Consider the following 18,404-nt stretch of genomic DNA (forward strand, 5'->3'; position numbering starts at 1 on the left):
ACCCGCCAGAACGGCCACGACGCCATCGTGGTCCGCTTCCCGACCAGCACCTGCAGTATCTGCCCGGCCCGCACCGCGTGCACCCGCTCGCAGCGCTCCGGCCGACAGTTGACGCTGCAACCCCGCCACCTGCACGACACCCTGCGCCAGGCCCGCGCCGAGCAACAAACCCCGGCGTGGAAACACACCTACCGCGCCCGCGCCGGGATCGAAGCCACCATCCACCAAACCACCGCCGTCACCGGCATCCACCAAGCCCGCTACACCGGCCTGAGCAAAGTCACCCTCGAACACACCTTCGCCGCGACCGCGATCAACCTCATCCGCCTGAACGCCTGGTGGACCAACACACCCCTCCAACGCACCCGAACCACCCACCTGAACAAACTCGACCTCACCCTCGCCGCGTAGACAGAATTAGGCAACAGGGTCGGGAAGCAGAGCAAAGGAGCATCCACCGACACCCCGCCGGCCGAAACAAACGCCGTAGCAGTACTAAGGAGTGGGACCGGATGCTCAGGATGTGGCCGACGAGCGGGGGTTGGCTCAGCGGGCGGGTCAGCTGAGCAGCTTGCGGTGGTCCCAGCTCGCCACCCGCAGCGGTTGGACCAGGTAGGCGGTGCGTTTGGGTGCGGCATGCGTCACGTACGCCTCCAGTGCTTCGGTGGGCACGTCGGGCAGGCGGGCCGCGATGAGCCGGCCGACCTCGGTCACCCCGGCGAGATCGTCGATCTGCTGGACCTCGCCGGCGACCTGCACCCCGCGCAGGGCGAAGTAATCCTCGCCGTCCTCGACCAGGCAGGTGACCCGTGGATCGCGCGCCAGGTTGTGCGCCTTGCGCGAGGAGCGGTAGGTCCAGAACGCGATCCGGCCGTCCGACAGACCGTAGAACATGGTGACCAGGTGTGGCGTGCCGTCGGGGTTGATGGTCGCGAGCTGCACCTTTCGGCCGTCCGCGAGAAACGCGGTCACCTCGTCCTCGCCCATCGCCGCCGCGGCCCGCTGGTTCATCGCTCGGCCTCGCCGAAGGTGGCCGCGGCCAGCGGCAGTGTCTGCTCGCAGACGAAGCCCGGCTGGGGCGGATCGTCGGTGAACACCGGGCCCAGCGCGGCATCCAGCTCGGGCACCGTCCACTCTCCGGTAGTGGCGTGGAAGGCCGCCCGGACCGTGGGCGGCCCGAGCAGCGCCACCACGTCGCTGTGCACGACGAACACCTCGCCGGTGATGCGCTCGCCGGCCGGGCCGGCCAGGTAGGTCACCAGCGGGGTGACCCGCTCCGGGGCCAGCGGATCCGGCCCGTCGGGTGCCGGGCCCATCAGTTCCCCGGTCATCGCGGTGCGGGCCCGCGGGCAGACCGCGTTGGCGCGCACCCCGTAGCGGCCGCAGCCGCGCGCGGTGGCCAGCGTCAGCGCGACGATGCCACCCTTGGCGGCGGCGTAGTTGGGCTGCCCGGCCGAGCCGAGCAGGAACGCCTCCGAGCTGGTGTTGACGATCCTGGCGTACACCGGCTCGCCGGCCGCCTTGCTCCGTTCCCGCCAGTGCGCCGTGGCGAACCGGGTGGTGACGAAATGGCCGCGCAGGTGCACCCGGATGACCGTGTCCCATTCCTGCTCGGACATCGAGAAGACCATCCGGTCGCGCAGCACGCCGGCGTTGTTGACCAGGATGTCGAGCCCGCCGAACGCCTCCACCGCCCGCTCGACCAGGGCCTGGCCGGTCGACCACTCGGCGACGTCGCCGGGGCAGACGACCGCCTCGCCCCCGGCGGCCCGGATCCGGTCGGCGACGCCGTCGAGCGCCGCGCCGGGCAGATCGTTGAGCACCAGCCGGCAGCCGGCGGCGGCGAGGGCGAGTGCCTCGGCCGCCCCGAGCCCCTGGCCCGCGCCGGTGACCGCGGCGACCCGGCCGGAGAGCAGTCGATCGGCGTCCATCACAGGCCCCCTGCGGTCAGTAGCCAGGGCCGCTGAGCAAGCCGCCGTCGGCGACGAACTCGGCCCCGGTGGTGTACGAGGACTCATCCGAGGCGAGGAACGCGACCAGGCGGGAGATCTCCACCGGCTCGGCGAACCGCCCGATCGGCAGCGACTTGATGAACGCGGTCGGATCCACGTCGGTCATGGACTGCGCGGCGGACAGGGACATCGAGGTCAGCACCCCGCCGGGATGCACGGAGTTGACCCGGATGCCGGCCGCGCCGAGCTCCTGCGCCGCGGACCGGGTGAGGCCGCGGACGCCGAACTTGCTGGCGCTGTATGCCGACAGGCCGGCGGCGCCGGCGAAGCCCTCGATGGACGAGATGTTGACGATCGACCCGCCGCCGCCCTCGGTCATCGGGGCGACCACCTGCCGGATGCCGAGCCAGCAGCCGACCAGGTTGACCTCGAGCACCTGCCGGAAGTCGGCCGGCGCCATCTCGGCGATCGGCGCGTGCCGGAGGATGCCGGCGTTGTTCACCAGCACGTCGATGCGCCCGAAGGCCTCCACCGTGGCGTGCACGGCGGCCGCCCAGTCGTCCTCGCTGGTCACGTCGTGGTGCACGAAGCGGCACCGCTGCTCGCCGAGCCCGGCGGCGACGGCATGGCCCTTGTCGTCGAGCACGTCACCGATGACCACCCTGGCTCCCTCGGCGGCGAAGTGCCGGGCGTGCGCCTTGCCCATGCCCCGCGCGCCGCCGGTGATCAGTGCCACCTTGCCGTCCAGTCGCCCCATCACAACCTCCCGGCATCTCAACCAAACGCTTGCTTGGTACCGTACCGCAACTCGCGCCGGTGTCGAGCCGGACAGCGGTCACTCCGGTGCGCGCGCGGTGATCCCGTCGAAGAGCAGGCCGAGCAGGCCGTCGATGATCTGGTCGGTGCTCCAGCCCGTGCCCCGGCCCTGCCGCCACGAGGTGGGTATCCACAGGATGTCGCGGAGCAGCCGGTAGATCAGGCGGGCGTCCAGGTCGGCGCGGAACTGGCCGGTCTGCTTGCCCCGCTCCAGCTGCGCCGTCCAGGTCTGCTCGATCTCCTTCATCGCCTTGCGCAGATAGCCGAAGCGGGGCTGGGCGCTGAAGTAGGGCCAGTCGTTCTGCAGCATGGTGAGGGCGGCGCGGTGCCGGCTGAGGGTGGCCGTGCTCGACCGCACGATCTGCTCGATGGCGGCGCGCGGGTCGTCGGTGTCGCGCACCGCTTGCCGGTAGCCGGTCAGCACGTCGTCGAGGAACGCGCTGAGGATCTCGTCGCCGATCGACTCCTTGGAGTCGAAGTGGTGGTACAGGCTGCCGGACAGGATGCCGGCGGCGTCGGCGATCTCCCGCACGGTCGTGCCGCGGAAGCCCTTCTCGGCGAACAGGTCGCCGGCCAGCCGCACCAGATGCGCCCGGCGTTCCGAGGGCAGCGCGGTGGCGCCGGACCGGGTGGCCTTCTTCGAGGTCGTCACCTGCCCGAGTATGGCGGCCCAGCACGCCAGTTGCCCAATCGCTTGCTCGGTAGGTCGCCGGCCGATAGCGTAGAACACGTTCTAATTCTTCAGGGGGTGGCGGGATGCGCGCGGCGGTTCTCCACACGATCGGCGATGAGAAGTTCGACATCCGTGACGACGTGACGGTCATCGGCCCGGCGGCGGGGGAGGTGCACATCCGGGTCCGGGCGGCCGGTGTCTGCCACTCCGATCTGTCCGCCCGCGACGGCGGCCTGCCGCAGCCGGTGCCGGCCGTGCTCGGGCATGAGGCGGCCGGCGACGTGCTCGCCGTCGGTGCGGGCGTGGACGATCTGGCCCCCGGCGACCGGGTGGCCGTCAACTGGCTGCCGGCCTGCGGCACCTGCTCGTTCTGCCGGCGCGGCGAGCAGCACCTGTGCATGACGCACGTGGTGACCGGCTACGTGATGCCGCGCTTCATGGCCGGCGACCTCCCGGTCTTCGGGATGGCCGGCTGCGGTGCCTTCGCCGAGGAGATGGTGCTGCCCCGGGCGGGGGTGGTCCCGGTGGGCGCCGACGTTCCGTACGAGGTGGCGGCGCTCGTCGGCTGTGGCGTGATGACCGGCGTGGGCGCGGTGATCAACACTGCGGCCGTCCGTCCCGGTGAGACGGTCGTGATCATCGGCTGCGGCGGCGTGGGCATCGCCGCCGTCCAGGGTGCCCGGCTCTCGGGGGCGGCGGTCATCGTGGCGGTCGACACCGTGGCGGCCAAGCTGGAGGTGGCCCGGCGGTTCGGCGCCACGCACGCGGTCACCCCCGACGAGCTCAGCGACCTGTCCGTGGAGCTGACCGGCGGCGAGGGCTTCGACTACGCGTTCGACGTCGTGGCCGTGCCGTCGACGCTGCGCACGGCCTGGGCCGCGGCCCGTCGCGGCGGGACCGTGGTGGTGGTCGGCGCCGGCCGGGCCGACCAGCAGGTCGAGTTCAGCCCGTTCGAGCTGCTCTTCGAGGGCAAGCGCATCGTGCCCTCGCTGTACGGCTCGGGCGATCCGCAGCGCGACTTCGGCCGGCTGCTCTCCCTGTGGCGGGCCGGCCGGCTCGACATCGAGGGCATGGTCAGCCGCCGGTTGCGGCTCGACCAGCTGGGCGACGCCCTGGCCACGCTCGGCGCCGGCGACGTCATCCGCCAGGTGATCATCCACGGCGACGGCAGCTGAGCCGATGCGCCTGGGCATCCAGCTCGGTTATCGCGGCGAGGGCTTCGCGGACGCGGTCGACGAGGTGGTCGAATACGAGGCTGTCGGCGCTGAGCTGGTCGTGGTGCCGGAGGCCTACAGCTTCGACGCGGTCAGCCAGCTCGGCTACCTCGCCGCCCGGACCACGCGCCTGCGGATCGCCTCCGGCGTCATGCAGCTCTACAGCCGGACCCCGACGCTGACCGCGATGACCGCGGCCGGGCTCGACTACGTGTCCGGCGGCCGGTTCGCGCTCGGCCTCGGGGTGTCCGGCCCGCAGGTGGTCGAGGGCTTCCACGGGGTCGCCTACGACGCGCCGCTGGCCCGCACCCGCGAGGTGGTCGAGATCTGCCGGCGCGTCTGGCGCCGGGAGACCCTGGTCTTCTCCGGCGACCACTACCGGATCCCGCTGCCGCCCGGCGAGGGGACCGGGCTGGGCAGGCCGCTGAAGCTCATCAACCATCCGGTGCGGCCGCGCATCCCGATCCTGCTGGCGGCCATGGGCCCCCGCAACGTGGCGCTGGCCGCCGAGATCGCCGAGGGCTGGCAGGCGCTGTTCCTCGATCCCCGCGCGGCCGGCCGGGTGTTCGGCGAGTCGCTCGCCGAGGGCCGGTCCCGCCGCAAACCGGAGCTGGGGCCGCTGGACATCAGCGTGCCGGTCCCGTTCGCCCTCGCGGAGCCGGCGCCGTCCCTCCTGGATCCGCACCGCGCGCAGCTGGCGCTCTACCTCGGCGGGATGGGCGCCCGCGGCCGGAACTTCTCCAACGACCTGATCCGCCGCTACGGCTACCCGCGGGAGGCGGAGGTCATCCAGGAGCTGTATCTGTCCGGCCGGCGGGCCGAGGCGGCCGCCGCCGTCCCGGACGACCTGGTCACCTCGACCTCGCTGGTGGGCCGGCCCGACGAGATCCGCCGCCGGCTGGCCGGGCTCGCCGCCGCCGGCGTCACCACCGTGCTGGTGTCGCCGCTGGCGGCCACCCGCGCGGAGCGGGTCAGGGACGTGGGCGAGCTGCGCAGCCTCGTCGACGAGCTCGGTCCGGCGACGGGCTGAACGGGACGTCGGCCGCCGGTCCGCCCGCCTACGAATTCCAAAGAACGATCACAGGTCTCTCATAGCGGTCGATGGTCTTCTTCCTGCACCCCAAGATGCAGGAGGTCAACGGTGCGAGAGCCGGGAAATGATGACAACGCGGCCTATGTGCGCGAGGTGCACGACAAGGGACTGCGGTTTGATCTCGGGACGATGTCGCGGCGGCGGATGCTCGCGGCCGTCGGCGGTGCGGGCGCGGTCGCGCTGGTCGGCGGCACGATCATGTCCGGTACGGCGCACGCGGCGACGGTGGCCGAGGTGGCGTCCGAGACCGCCGGTCCCTACCCCGCGGACGGCTCCAACGGTCCCGACGTACGGACCCTCGACGGCATCGTGCGCAGTGACATCCGCACCTCGTTCGGCGATTCGTCGGGCACGGCCGAGGGCGTGCCGCTCACGTTCTCGCTGGTGGTGCTCGATCTCGACGGCGCACCGATAGTGGGCGCGGCCGTCTATGCCTGGCACTGCGACCGGGACGGCAACTACTCGCTCTACTCCAGCGGCATCACCGACCAGAACTACCTGCGCGGCATCCAGGTCACCGACGCCACCGGCACCGTCACGTTCACCAGCATCTTCCCGGGCTGTTACCTGGGGCGCTGGCCGCACATCCACTTCGAGGTCTACTCGTCGCTGGCCACCGCGACCAGCGGGGACGGCCCGATCGTCAAGACCTCCCAGATCGCGCTCCCGGAGGACGCTTCGGCCCTGGTGTACGCCGTCGACGGCTACAGCCAGAGCGTCTCCAACCTGAGCCAGATCACCCTCGCCACCGACAACGTCTTCGGCGAGGACTCCGCCGCCACCGAACTCGCGACCGCGACCGGCGACGTCACCAACGGCTTCACCGCGACCCTGACCATCGGCGTCGACCCGGCGGGTGTGGAAGAGGGCGGCGGCGGCACGCCTCCCTCGGGTGCTCCACCCTCGGGTGCGGCACCGTCGGGGACTCCCTCCGCCACCGCGACCGCCACTGCCACCGCGACGGCCAGCGCCACGGCGACCGCCAGCGCCACGGTGAAACCGTCGGCTTCCCGGGCCACGCCCACCTCGCCGAAGCACGCGGCTCAGCCGAAGAAGAAGCGCAGGCACTGGTGGTGGCCGTTCTAGACCTTACTGATCGAAAAATGCGGGGCGCACGCCAGCCAGGCGTGCGCCCCGCGCCGGGTAGAGATCGCCCCGGCCGGGTGACCGTCCGCGCGTCCGGCGGGGCCACTCCGGTGCGGGCGGCGATCGTACGGTCATGCACAAAATCGCGGTCACCGCTCTCGCCTGCCTGACGCTCGCCGCCGGGGCCGCCCCGGCGGGCGCGGCCCCGGTGACCGGGCCCGACGCCGCCGGAGCCGCCCGGCTGCGGATCGCCTGGCGCGCCGGTCCCGCAGCGGGCAGCATCGCGACCGCCCCGGTCTATCTGGCCGGCTCGACCTATCACCTGGAGAGCGTCGCCGACCCCGCCGAGGTTCGCGCGCTCGTCCGGGTCGTGCGCCGGGATGCCGGCACCGGGCGGCGCCTGCCGTTCGGCACGCCGGCGATCGAGTCGATCGCCGGCTACCGGCCGGTCGCGGACGGGCGCACCCTCTTCGTCACCACGTTCCGCGAGCAGGCGCACGTCTGGGCCTTCCACCCGGACGGCCGGGTGCGGTGGAGCCGGGACCAGCCCGGTGAGCGGTTCCCGCACCCGCCGATGCTGGCCGGGCCCTATCTGATCACAGTGTCCCGCTCGGGGTGCGCGGTCGAGTGCGAGCACACCACCGTCTTCGCCTGGCGGGCGAACGACGGCAGCCCGGCCTGGTCGTACCGGTTACCCGGCGGATACGTGCAGGCCGCCACGACCGCCGGGTACGCGGCCGTGCGGATCACCACGGGCGGCAAGAGCACGCTGACGGTCCTCGACACCGCCACGGGCGGTCCGTTGTGGTCGCGGTCCGTCGGCGGCGGCTCCGGCATCGCGGTGGACGGGACGCACGCGTACGTCGCGGACGGGTCGCTGCGGGCCTATGGGATCAGGGACGGCGCCCCCGGGTGGTCCGGCGAGGACGCCGGGTACACCGCCGCGTACGCCGGCAGGCACGGGATCCTCGTCACGGCGGGCCGGCGGTACGCGGCCTACGACGTGACCGGCCGCCGTCGCTGGTGGAGCGGCATCCGGCCGCGAGGAACGCTGACCGTCGACGGCGGCATCGTCTACTTCCAGCAGTCTCCCAGCCGTCAGGGCGCCGGCCCGGCGTACCTGGTGGCCGCGCGCGCCTCGAGCGGCGCCGTGCTGAGCCGGGTGCGGATCTGGGACCGGGTCAGCGTCGGCGAGGTCGCGGTCGGCGGCGGGCGGGTCTTCACCAAGGCCCTGCTGGCGGAGGTCGTCGCCTTCGCCCCGGCCCGCCCGCATTGAAGATCAAGAATGCCATAAGGGCGGTCCGACCTGCGGAAACGGGCATGCCGGCCGATTTCCGGGGCGTTTCGCCGGGGTGACCCCCGGGTCACGACGGATCCGGACTTTAAGGTTTGGGTCCTTTACTTTTGTCAATGGGATACATAGATTGCTCTCATTCGACGAAAGTCGTGAGGGTTGCCGAGAAAAGCGCGATCCCGCAGTGGACACTTCTCGATCTTCAACGCCCATTTCCCGGTCGCGGCATCGCTCGCAGGTGGACGGAGACGCATGGACGACAACGTTGTCAGGTGGCCTCGCAAGAACTTCTCCCGGCGTTCGCTGATGGTCGGTGGCGCCCTGGGTCTGACGTCGGCGGCCGGGGCGACGGCCGCCCTGCGCGGTGAGCCGGCCCGGGCCGCGGCCGGGGCGACCCGCAAGGTCACGATCTACGCGGAGGCGTTGCCGGGCGGCCTTTTCGGCTACGGGCTGGAGCCCGGCAAGGCTACCGTGCCGGGCCCGGTGCTGGAGATGTGGGAGGGCGACACCCTCGAGATCACCCTGGTCAACACGACGACCCAGCGCCTGTCCATCCACCCGCACGGGGTGGACTACAGCACGACCTCCGACGGCAGCCCGCTCAACGCGTCGTTCAACAACCCCGGGGAGACCCGCACCTACGTGTGGCGGTCCCGGGAGATGTTCGCCGCCGAGGGCCGCCGCTTCATGCCCGGCAGCGCCGGCTACTGGCACTACCACGACCACGCGATGGGCACCGACCACGGCACCGGCGGGATCGCCAAGGGCCTGTACGGCGCCCTGATCGTCCGGCGCCGCGGCGACATCCTGCCGGAGAAGCAGTTCACCGTGGTCTTCAACGACATGATGATCAATAACAAGATGGCGCCGGATACGCCGATGTTCGAAGCGAATCTCGGGCAGCGGGTCGAATGGCTCGCCATCGGGCACGGTGGCACCTTCCACACGTTCCATCTGCACGCGCATCGCTGGGCCGACAACCGCACCGGCATGCTCGAAGGCCCCGCGGATCCGAGCCTGGTCATCGACAACAAGGACCTCAATCCGGGCAGTTCCTTCGGCTTCCAGGTGCTGGCGGGGGAGGGGGTCGGGCCCGGCGCCTGGATGTACCACTGCCACGTGCAGTTCCACTCCGACACCGGGATGGCCGGGATCTTCCTGGTCCGCAACGCCGACGGGAGCATGCCTCCCGGTGCCGAGGAGGCCATCCACCGTTTTCAGGGCCACGTCCACAGTGCGCAGCACGGCTGACGAGCGAAAGGGCTTGGGATGAGACGAGGACAAATACTGCGAGGGGCGCTGGCGGCGGCGGTCGCGGCGCTCATGGTGGGCGGGTCGCCTGCGGTTGTGCGCGCGGCTCCCGCCGTACCGATAAGTGCCGTTGCCGTGGAAGTGCTGGTCTTTCACGGGCCGGTCGCGGAGCAGCAGGATCCGGTCGCCCGCGCCGCCCAGGCGATCAAGGAACTGGGCCAGGCGGACGGCATCACCGTCACCGCGACCAGCGACCCGGCGACGTTCACGCCCGCCAAGCTGGCCCGGTATCGCGCGGTGGTGTTCCTGTCGGCGACCGGCGCCGCGCTCAGCCGGGAGCAGGAAGCGGCCCTGCAGAGCTACGTGAAGGCGGGCAACGGCTTCGTCGGCATCGGCGACGCCGCGAGCGCGCAGCTGGACTCGGCCTGGTTCACCGGGCTCATCGGCACCCGGCCCGCGGGCAGCATCCCGGTGGCGGAGCCGGTCTCGAAGGTGACCGCCAGCGGGGAGAACCCGCCGAGCGAGACCAAGGAGAAGCTGACCGACGGCGACGCGAACACCAAGTGGCTGGTGCGGACGCCGGCCGCCTGGGTCGCCTACGAGCTCGGCAAGCCGACCGCGGTCACCGGCTACGCGCTCACCTCGGCCAACGACTTCGTCGGCCGGGACCCGAAGGACTGGACCCTGCAGGGCTCCGCCGACGGCGCCAGCTGGTCCGATGTGGACAAGCGGGCCGGGCAGACCTTCCCGGAGCGGTTGCAGACCCGCAAGTTCGAGGTCACCGGCGCGAGCGAGTACAAGTTCTACCGCCTGAACATCACCGCCAACAGCGGCGAACCGCTGACCCAGCTCGCCGATCTGCGGCTCTTCTCCGGTGCGACGACGGCGCCGCAGCCGCCGGCCGTCAACGAGGCGGTCGTGGACATCCTCGACCGGCAGCACCCGGCGACGAAGGCGCTGCCGACGACCGTCAAGCGCGCCGACCGCTGGTACAACTGGGATCCGAACCCGGTCGGCACCGTGCACACGGTCGCGCAGGTCGAGGAGCGCTTCTACAACCCCGGCCAGGGCGCCAACGGGCCGTTCCACCCGGTGTCCTGGTGCCGTGACTACGAGGGCGGGCGGTCCTTCTACACCGGCATGGGCCACACCGAGGGCAGCTACGGCGAGAGCGCGTTCCGCGGCCACCTCGCCGGCGCGCTGCGCTGGACCACCGGCGTCGAGCGCGGTGACTGCCAGGCCACCATCGCCGCCAACTACAAGACCGAACGGCTCACCGCCGCCAACAAGACCGGCGAGCTCGACCAGATCGGCGAGCCGCACGGCCTGACCATCGCGCCCGACGGCACCGTCTTCTACGTCGGCAAGGCCGCCTGCCCGACCGGTCCGGTCGTCGACTGGGCGAACCCGAACGTCGGGCTCGGCTGCGGCACCATCCACTCCTACGATCCGGCGAGCAAGCAGGTCAAGCTGCTGACCACGCTGCCGGTGATGGGCAACCGGGGCAGCGGCTCCGAGCTGGTCAAGAACGAGGAGGGCCTGCTCGGCATCGTGCCCGACCCGGCCTTCGCGACCAACGGCTGGCTCTACGTCTACTGGATGCCGCACGACTCGATCGACCGGGAGAAGCGGATCGGTCAGCGCACGGTCTCCCGGCTGACCTACGACAAGGCGACCCGGACGATCGACCTGGCCACCCGCAAGGATCTGCTGAAGTTCCCGGTCCAGATCCACAGCTGCTGCCACGCCGGCGGCGGCATGGCCTTCGACAACAAGGGCAACCTGTACGTGGGCTCGGGCGACAACAACTCGTCCGAGGGCTCCAGCGGTTACTCCGGCAACAACTGGACCGCCGAATACCAGGGTGTCTCGTTCCAGGACGCGCGCCGGACCTCCGGCAACACCAACGACCTCGCCGGCAAGATCATCCGGATTCACCCGGAGGCCGACGGCACGTACACGATCCCGGCCGGGAACCTGTTCCCGCCCGGCACCGACAAGACCCGCCCGGAGATCTACGTGATGGGCGTCCGCAACATCGCGCGGCTCCAGATCGACCCGGAGCGCCAGTGGCTGACCGCCGGCTGGGTCGGCCCGGACGCCTCGTCGCCGAGCCCGACGCTCGGCCCGGCCAAGTACGAGACCGCCACCATCCTCACCTCGGCGGGCAACCAGGGCTGGCCCTACTGCATGGGCAACAGGCAGCCGTACCGGGACCGCAGCAGCACCGACGCCACCGTCCTCACCGGCTGGTACAACTGCGACAACCTCAAGAACTCCTCGCCGCGCAACACCGGGCTGGTCGACATCCCGCCGGCCCGGGACAACATGATCTGGTACTCGCCGGACGGCGGCGGACCGGTCTTCCCGGCCCGGGCCGACGGCAGCGGCATCCCCACCTACGTCCAGGCGGACGCCACCTACACCCAGCCCTATCTGCGGGGCGGTGGGCAGGCCATCATGTCCGGCCCGACCTACCACCGCGACCGGGTGGACACCGCCAGCGGCGTGGCCTGGCCGGCCTACTGGGACGACAAGTGGTTCATCGGTGACGAGTCCAACTCCCAGAACCGCGTCGCGGTCACCGTCGACCCGGCCGGCGTGCCGCAGCAGGCCCCGCCGGTCTTCGGCGAGTCGCTGCGCGCGATCATCCCGGGCGGCAACGGCGACACCCGGCTGCAGAGCTGGATGGACGCCAAGTTCGGCCCGGACGGCGCGCTCTACCTGCTCGACTACGGCGGCGGGTTCTTCTCCCTGCACGCCAACCAGAAGCTGATCCGGATCACCTACTCCGGTGGCGCGCCGACCCCGGCGCCGACCGCGACCTCGGTCGCCGTCCAGAACAAGCCGCTGACCGTCGCCTTCAACGGGTCTCGCTCCGGGGGAATCTCCTACCGCTGGGAGTTCGGTGACGGCGGCACGTCGACCGAGGCGAACCCGCGCCACACGTACGCCGTGGTCGGCAAGTACACCGCGAAGCTGACGATCACCTACGCCGACGGCGAGACGGCGACGACGCAGACGGCCGTGACGGTCGGGTGTGCGACGCCGGACGCGCGGACCACGGTGTGGGTGGACGAGACCGACACCGGGGTGCCGAACCGGACGGTCGGTGAGGGCTGCACGATCAACGATCTCATCGACGACGAGAGCAGCTGGGCGGACCACGACAGCTTCGTGCGGCACGTCACGGCGGTCACCCGTACGCTCTCGCTCAGCGCCCGCGAAGCCGGCGCCCTGACCAGGGCGGCCGCCGGATCGGCCGTCGGCCGGGCCGGGCACAAGGGTTACGAGCCGCTGTTCGACGGCACCGCCGAGTCCCTGCTCGGCTGGGAACAGGCGCCCTCCGGCCAGTTCGTCCTCCAGCCGGACGGCTCCCTGCGCGCCACCGGCGGCCTGGGCATGCTCTGGCACACCAAGCAGGTCGGGGACTTCTCGCTGAAGCTCCAGTTCCGCGACGGCGCACCGGGGACGGCCCGGGCCAACAGCGGCGTCTTCACCCGCTTCCCGGACCCACGGATCCCGCTCGCCGAGCGCCCGCCGGGCAGTTGCGGCACCACCGGCTCGGCGCGGACGTCGCAGGCGTGGGTGGCCATCTACTGCGGGCACGAGGTGCAGCTGTACGACGGCGACACCGGTGAGGTGCAGAAGACCGGCTCGATCTACAACTTCGACCTGAACACGCTCGCCGAGGCTCGGGTCACCCCGAAGAACGTGTGGAACAGCTACGAGATCCGGGTCGTCGGCCAGCACTACACGATCCTGCGCAACGGCGTGGTCATCAACGAGTTCGACAACACGCCCGGCAAGCAGTCGTCCCGGGCCGGTGACCCGCCGACCGACCTGCGGCAGTTCGCCAGCGGCTTCATCGGGCTGCAGAACCACAGCGACACCGACCTGATGGACTTCCAGAACATCCGGGTGAGGGCTCTATGATCCGCTTCTTGAGGGTGGCGCTGCTCGGCCTCCTGCTCGTGCTGTCCCCGGTGGTGGCGGCCTCCCCGGCCGCCGCCGCGCAGACCCTGACCTGGACGGCCGACGACGACATCACCCGGTACAAGTCCATCCCCGCCGCGGCCACGGCCGGCGCGACGACGATCGTCTTCGAGAACAGCGCTGCCACCGGCAACACCACCGGCATGCCGCACACGCTGACCTTCGACACCACCACCGACGGCTACAACCACGACGTCAACCTCAACATCCTGGCCAGCCCGTTCGACGTGAACAACGGCCGGCACCAGGCGACCGTCACCCTCACCCCGGGGAAGTACCGCTACTTCTGCTCGATCCCCGGGCACAGCACGATGGTCGGCGAGCTCGTCGTCACCAACGGCGACCCGGACCCGGACACCACCGCGCCCACGGTCTCCGCGCAGGTGTCGGGCGCCCGGAACGCCTCGGGCGACTACCTGGGCACCGCGACGGTGACGGTCTCCGCAGCCGACGCGGGGTCCGGTGTGGACACCGTCGAATACCAGGTCGACGACACCAGCTTCCTGCCGTACACGGCCCCGGTGGCCGTCACCGCGATCGGGGACCACTCGGTGCAGTTCCGCGCCACCGACAAGGCGGGCAACGTCTCGCCGGTCGGCTCGGTGGCCTTCACCGTCGTCGCGCCGAATCCCACGGACACGACGCCACCGACGGTCGCCTCGACGGTGTCGGGCTCGCGGGACACCGCCGGCAACTACATCGGTACGGCGACAGTCACGATCACCGCCACCGACGCGGGATCGGGTGTCGCCCGGATCGAGTACAACGTGGACGGTGGTGCGTTCGCGACCTACACCGCGCCGGTGGTCATCAACACCGTCGGGGCGCACATGGTGCACTTCCGAGCCACGGACGTCGCCGGCAACACCTCGACCGAGCAGATGGCGAGCTTCACCGTGGTCGCCCCGCCCGTCCCGGACACCACACCGCCGACGACCTCCGCCGCCGTGCGCACCGAGGCGGACGGCAGCGCGGTCGTGACGGTCACGGCCACGGACGCCGGCACGGGCGTCGCCTCGATCGAGTACCTGCTCGACTCGGGCGCCTGGACGGCGTACACCGCAGCGGTCTCCGTCCGCGCGCCGGGCGCGCACACCCTGCGCTACCGCGCCACCGACGTCGCGGGGAACGTGGCGGCGGAGAAGACCGTGACGTTCACGGTCGTGCCGCCCACCACCGGCGACTGCCCCGTCCCCGACACCCGCGCCACGGTGATCATCGGTAGCACGGACACCGGCATCGCCAACGCCGACACCGGCAACGGCTGCACGATCAACGACCTGATCGCCGAACACGCCGGCTACCCGACCCACGCGGCCTTCGTCCGGCACGTCGAGACGGTCACCGCGCCGCTGGTCGCCGCCGGCAAACTCACCGCCCGCCAACAGGGAACCATCGTGCGGGCAGCCGCCCGCTCGGACGTCGTCAAGGGAGCACAACGATGAGACGTACCGCCGCGAAGCTGGCCACCGTCACCGCCGTCGTCACCGCCGCGGCGTTGACGATCGCCCCGGGCAGCGCCAGCGCCGACCTGGTCACCCACTGCATCGGCACCGGCGGGGCGGTGATCGTGCCCAACGACCTGCTGGTGCCGGCCGGCCAGTCGTGCGCGCTGACCGGCACGACCATCACCGGCAACGTCAGCGTCGCCGCGGGCGCGAACCTGGTGGTCACCGGCGGCCACATCAGCGGGGAGATCCAGGTCGCCGCGGACGGCTACCTGGACGCCGGCGACACCGACGTCGGCGGCGGCATCGACCTGGCCTCCGGCGGCTACGGCGTGTTCCTCAAGGACACCGGGACCGGGTCGATCACCGTACGGCCCAAGGGATCCGCGACGATCGACAGCTTCCTCTTCGCGGAGAACGCGGGCATCGACGGCACGGTGACCGCGAACGCGGGCGAGGTCCGGCTCGACCTGACCACGGAGGTGACCGGCAACGTCAGCACGACGGGCACCTACTACACCGACGTCCACGACTCCTTCGTCGACGGCACGCTGTCGGTCCTGAACAGCTCGACCGGAAGCGTGGTCTGCGGCAGCGCGGTCCGGGGCCGGGCCACCTTCGCGGGCAACCTCGGCGGGGTGCAACTGGGCCCGAACGGCACGCTCGACGGCTGCGCGTCCGGCGGATACTGGGGACGCGACGTCAGCATCACCAACACCCGGGGCGGGGTGACCGTCGACGACAACATCATCGACGGCAAGCTGACGACGACGGCCAACACGCCGGCGGCCCGGGTGGCGGCGAACAACCGCATCCGCGGCGGGGTGGCGGGGGAGCAGGGAGCGGCGGCGTCGGCGCGTGCCCTGGCCCGGGCCGCGGTCGCGGAGCGCGAGGCCAAGAGCGAGCAGCGGGCCGAGGTGCGGACCTCTGCCGCGGTCCAGGAAGCGGATGCCGCGGGAGACGCTGGGCTCTGAACGGCAGCCGGGCCGGGGATCGTCTGATCCCCGGCCCGGCCGGTCATTGCCGCAACAGGTCAGCTACTCACGCGGATGCCTTGATCGTCCGGAGGTCTGTCGTCAGCACGACCGTCGCCGGCCCGCCGAACGTGGTGGTCGAGTGGTAGATCCGGGTCGACCCGTCGGATCCGGCGACCGCCCACATGTCGGGCACCCGGTCGCCGTTCGTGTCCGGAACGCCGATGACCGCCAGGACGCCGGTCGCGCTCCAGCCAGTCCCGAACTGGACGTCGCCGGATCGGGAGGCGGCGGCCGTCTTGAGCGAGTCGAGGTTGACGCTGCCCGCGACCGTCCCCGGCTTGCCGTGCCGCAGGGACATGATGCCGGTGTCGAGGTGCCGCCAGGTCAGGTCGGGGGTGCCGTCCAGGTCGATGTCGGCCATGTTGACGATCTCGCCGCGGCCCCAGGCGGTGCCTTCCATCAGGGTCGCCTGCTGGAAGCTGCCGCCGGTGTAGCCGCTCAGCACCCAGAAGGCCGTGCCGGCCCGGATGGCCAGGTCGGGAAGCTTGTCACCGGTGATGTCACCGATCGCCTTGATCTGGGTCCAGGTCGACGAGGCGGGCGCGTTCGACGGCAGGAGCACCCGCAGCCGGTGGTCGACGTTGAAGCTGCCGTACCCGTCGCCGGGGTAGAGCCAGAAGCCACCGTCGGGGGTGCGGGTGAACAGGTCGGTGGTGCCGTCACCCGGGTAGACGTCGCCGTACTTGGCGATCAGGGCCGCCTTGCCGGTGGCCGGGTCGAACCAGTGGCCCGCCGGATCGAGCGCGCCGCCAGTGCGGTACGAGGCGACGAGGTCGCCGTACAGATCGCCCTTGTCGTCGCCGGGCAGGTAGCGCAGCCGGCCGGAACCGTCCACGACGAGCAGGTCGGCGCGGCCGTCACCACCGATGTCGCCGGGCCCGTCGGCGATGTCGCGCGGCGGCACGTAGAACGTGTAGCGGGTGGGCTCGCTGCGGTTGCCGGCGGCGTCCAGGGCGTACACGACCAGCGTGTTGGGTCCCGAGTGCCGGGGCGCCAGGGCCGTCACCGTGTAGCTGCCGGTGGTGGTGGCGACGGTGGTGACAGGGGCGATCCCACCGAAGGTGTACTCGAACTTCTTGGCGTCCGTCGCCGTGAAGGTGACCGGGCCGGTCGCGCCGAACTTCACCGTCGCCCACGTCGCGCCGTCCGGGGTGGCCTCCAGCCAGACGCCGCTGGTCACCTCCGGCGCGGGGGGTTTGGTGGCGTCGATGGTGACCATGCAGTTGTTGGTGCCCGGGGGGAAGTAGGTCGAGTCCGCGCCCGTCGAGTCCTCGGCCTGCACCGCCCACGAGTAGGTCGTCTTGTCGACCAGGGTGCCGGCCGCGATGGTCAGGCTCGCCTTGCCGGTGCTGTCCGTGGTGACCAGGGTGCCCGCGGGCAGGGTCGTGCCGGCCTTCCAGAACTGGAAGCGCAGCCGGGCGAGGTTGCCGTCGGCGTCGGTGGCCTTCGCCGACAACACGATGTTGGTCTTGGCGACCGTGACGCCCACCGCACCGACGGGACCGGTTACACAGGCACCGCCCGGAGCGGAGACGCCACCGGTCGGCTCCGCCGGGGGAGTGTTGTAAGTGGCCTCCAGCACCGCGGTGGTGGCCGCGAACTTGCGCCAGGTGAAGGTGTCGCCCTCGCTCGTGGCCTTCATGCCGAGCGTGAGGTTCGTCGCGCCGGTCCCGGCCGCGGTCTGGGCCGAGTTCTGGATGTTGAACACGACGTAGTCGTCGCCGCAGGCACTGCCGTAGCCGAAGGCGAAGCTCTTCTTCTGCTGAAGCGTCTTCCAAGTGGGTTGCTTGTTCCACGTGGTGCCGGAGGAGATGGCGCCGGTGTCGAAGAGCTGGAACTCACGGGCGCTGCACGACCAGGAGTGGTTGTTGAGCACCTTGAAGGTGGCGGCGCTGACCGTCGCGTTCTTGATGTTCTTGAAGCCCATCCGCCAGAACGAGCGGGTCAGGCCGCCGTTCTCGCTCTCGTAGCCCACCCGGGCGTCGGTGGTGCCGCCGTTGTAGCTGGTGCCGTTCATGAAGTTGCTGTTCGCGTTCTGCTTGTGCACGAACGTCCAGGCCTGCTCGCCGGCGTTGATGGGCGGGTCGAGGAAGACCGGGAAGCGCACGCCGGCGTCGGTGAGCAGGCCGGTGGCGGCCGCGTCCAGGTGCAGGCGGGCGGTGCCGGTGCCGTCACCGTCGAGGCGCGTGGGCATGGGCGCCTGGCGCGAGCCCGGCTCGAAGCCGCTCAGACCGGACAGCTTCAGCACGTCCGCGGTGGTGGCCACCGAGGTGCGCGGGCCCTCGGGCGACTCGGGATCCTTGCCGGAGGAGTCCCAGGCGAACGGGGTGGGGATCGAGCCGATCTCCGCCTTGGTCTTCGCGTCCAGGATCCGCACTCCGCCGGTGGTGGCGTTGCGGCGGAACACCGCGCCCGCCGACCGCAATCCGTAGCTCAGCGAGGCGAGGTCCTTGTTGGCCGCGGCCGCGCGGGTCTTCACGATCAGCAACTGGCCGAAGCCGCCCTCCTGGCGGACGACCAGGAGCAGGTCCACCCCGGGCAGCA

The 18,404-nt window shown here is 71.3% G+C and carries 14 protein-coding genes; 9 read left to right on the forward strand and 5 right to left on the reverse strand.

The genetic code is table 11. From position 1 onward, the window contains the following. Positions 1-411 (forward strand): transposase (locus DMB66_RS30045; protein WP_199752692.1); only part of this gene is annotated, 411 nt, incomplete at its 5' end. 147 nt (positions 412-558) lie between these two features. Here DMB66_RS30045 and DMB66_RS30050 read toward each other — a convergent pair. From DMB66_RS30050 to DMB66_RS30065, 4 genes are all read right to left on the reverse strand, one after another. After that, on the reverse strand, positions 559-1,011 hold the full coding sequence (locus DMB66_RS30050; protein ID WP_125807484.1) for a pyridoxamine 5'-phosphate oxidase family protein: 453 nt from the start codon (positions 1,009-1,011) through the stop codon (positions 559-561). Then, complete coding sequence (locus DMB66_RS30055) at positions 1,008-1,931, reverse strand: SDR family NAD(P)-dependent oxidoreductase (RefSeq protein ID WP_125807485.1); 924 nt, start codon at positions 1,929-1,931, stop codon at positions 1,008-1,010. The genes DMB66_RS30050 and DMB66_RS30055 overlap by 4 nt, the downstream gene beginning before the upstream one ends. A gap of 16 nt (positions 1,932-1,947) precedes the next feature. Beyond that, positions 1,948-2,709, reverse strand: a complete 762-nt coding sequence (locus tag DMB66_RS30060) for a glucose 1-dehydrogenase (RefSeq protein WP_125807486.1) — start codon at positions 2,707-2,709, stop codon at positions 1,948-1,950. A 78-nt stretch (positions 2,710-2,787) separates the two neighbouring features. Continuing rightward, positions 2,788-3,420, reverse strand: coding sequence for a TetR/AcrR family transcriptional regulator (locus DMB66_RS30065; RefSeq protein ID WP_125807487.1), 633 nt, complete (start codon positions 3,418-3,420; stop codon positions 2,788-2,790). A 104-nt stretch (positions 3,421-3,524) separates the two neighbouring features. Here DMB66_RS30065 and DMB66_RS30070 point away from each other — a divergent pair, with 104 nt between their 5' ends. The 8 genes from DMB66_RS30070 (at position 3,525) to DMB66_RS30105 (ending at position 15,797) form a co-directional block, all read left to right on the forward strand. Then, entirely contained in the window at positions 3,525-4,616 is a 1,092-nt protein-coding gene (locus DMB66_RS30070) for a Zn-dependent alcohol dehydrogenase (RefSeq protein ID WP_125807488.1), read from the forward strand. Between the two features lie 4 nt (positions 4,617-4,620). Beyond that, positions 4,621-5,685 carry an LLM class F420-dependent oxidoreductase gene (locus DMB66_RS30075; protein WP_125807489.1) on the forward strand — a complete coding sequence of 355 codons (1,065 nt, stop codon included), beginning with the start codon at positions 4,621-4,623 and terminating at the stop codon, positions 5,683-5,685. A 111-nt stretch (positions 5,686-5,796) separates the two neighbouring features. Further along, a complete protein-coding gene (locus DMB66_RS30080; protein ID WP_233624934.1) occupies positions 5,797-6,834 on the forward strand; it encodes an intradiol ring-cleavage dioxygenase in 1,038 nt (345 codons plus the stop codon). A gap of 133 nt (positions 6,835-6,967) precedes the next feature. Further along, positions 6,968-8,110: a PQQ-binding-like beta-propeller repeat protein gene (locus DMB66_RS30085; RefSeq protein ID WP_125807490.1), complete on the forward strand. Its 1,143-nt coding sequence runs from the start codon at positions 6,968-6,970 to the stop codon at positions 8,108-8,110. Positions 8,111-8,380: 270 nt separating this feature from the next. Then, the gene (locus tag DMB66_RS30090; RefSeq protein ID WP_125807491.1) at positions 8,381-9,379 is read left to right on the forward strand and encodes a multicopper oxidase domain-containing protein; all 999 of its coding nucleotides are present in this window, start codon (positions 8,381-8,383) and stop codon (positions 9,377-9,379) included. A 135-nt stretch (positions 9,380-9,514) separates the two neighbouring features. Continuing rightward, a complete protein-coding gene (locus DMB66_RS30095) occupies positions 9,515-13,315 on the forward strand; it encodes a ThuA domain-containing protein (protein ID WP_233624935.1) in 3,801 nt (1,266 codons plus the stop codon). Positions 13,316-13,329: 14 nt separating this feature from the next. Continuing rightward, entirely contained in the window at positions 13,330-14,820 is a 1,491-nt protein-coding gene (locus DMB66_RS30100; protein WP_233624936.1) for a plastocyanin/azurin family copper-binding protein, read from the forward strand. Then, positions 14,817-15,797 (forward strand): hypothetical protein, encoded by a 981-nt coding sequence (locus DMB66_RS30105; RefSeq protein WP_125807494.1) that lies wholly within the window; start codon positions 14,817-14,819, stop codon positions 15,795-15,797. Before DMB66_RS30100 ends, DMB66_RS30105 begins: the two co-directional genes overlap by 4 nt. Positions 15,798-15,864: 67 nt before the next feature. On the opposite strand, the gene DMB66_RS30110 is transcribed toward DMB66_RS30105, so the two are convergent. Continuing rightward, positions 15,865-18,404: DNRLRE domain-containing protein (locus DMB66_RS30110; protein WP_148112780.1), on the reverse strand; the 2,540-nt coding region annotated here is incomplete at its 5' end.

It is taken from the genome of Actinoplanes sp. ATCC 53533, assembly GCF_003947245.1.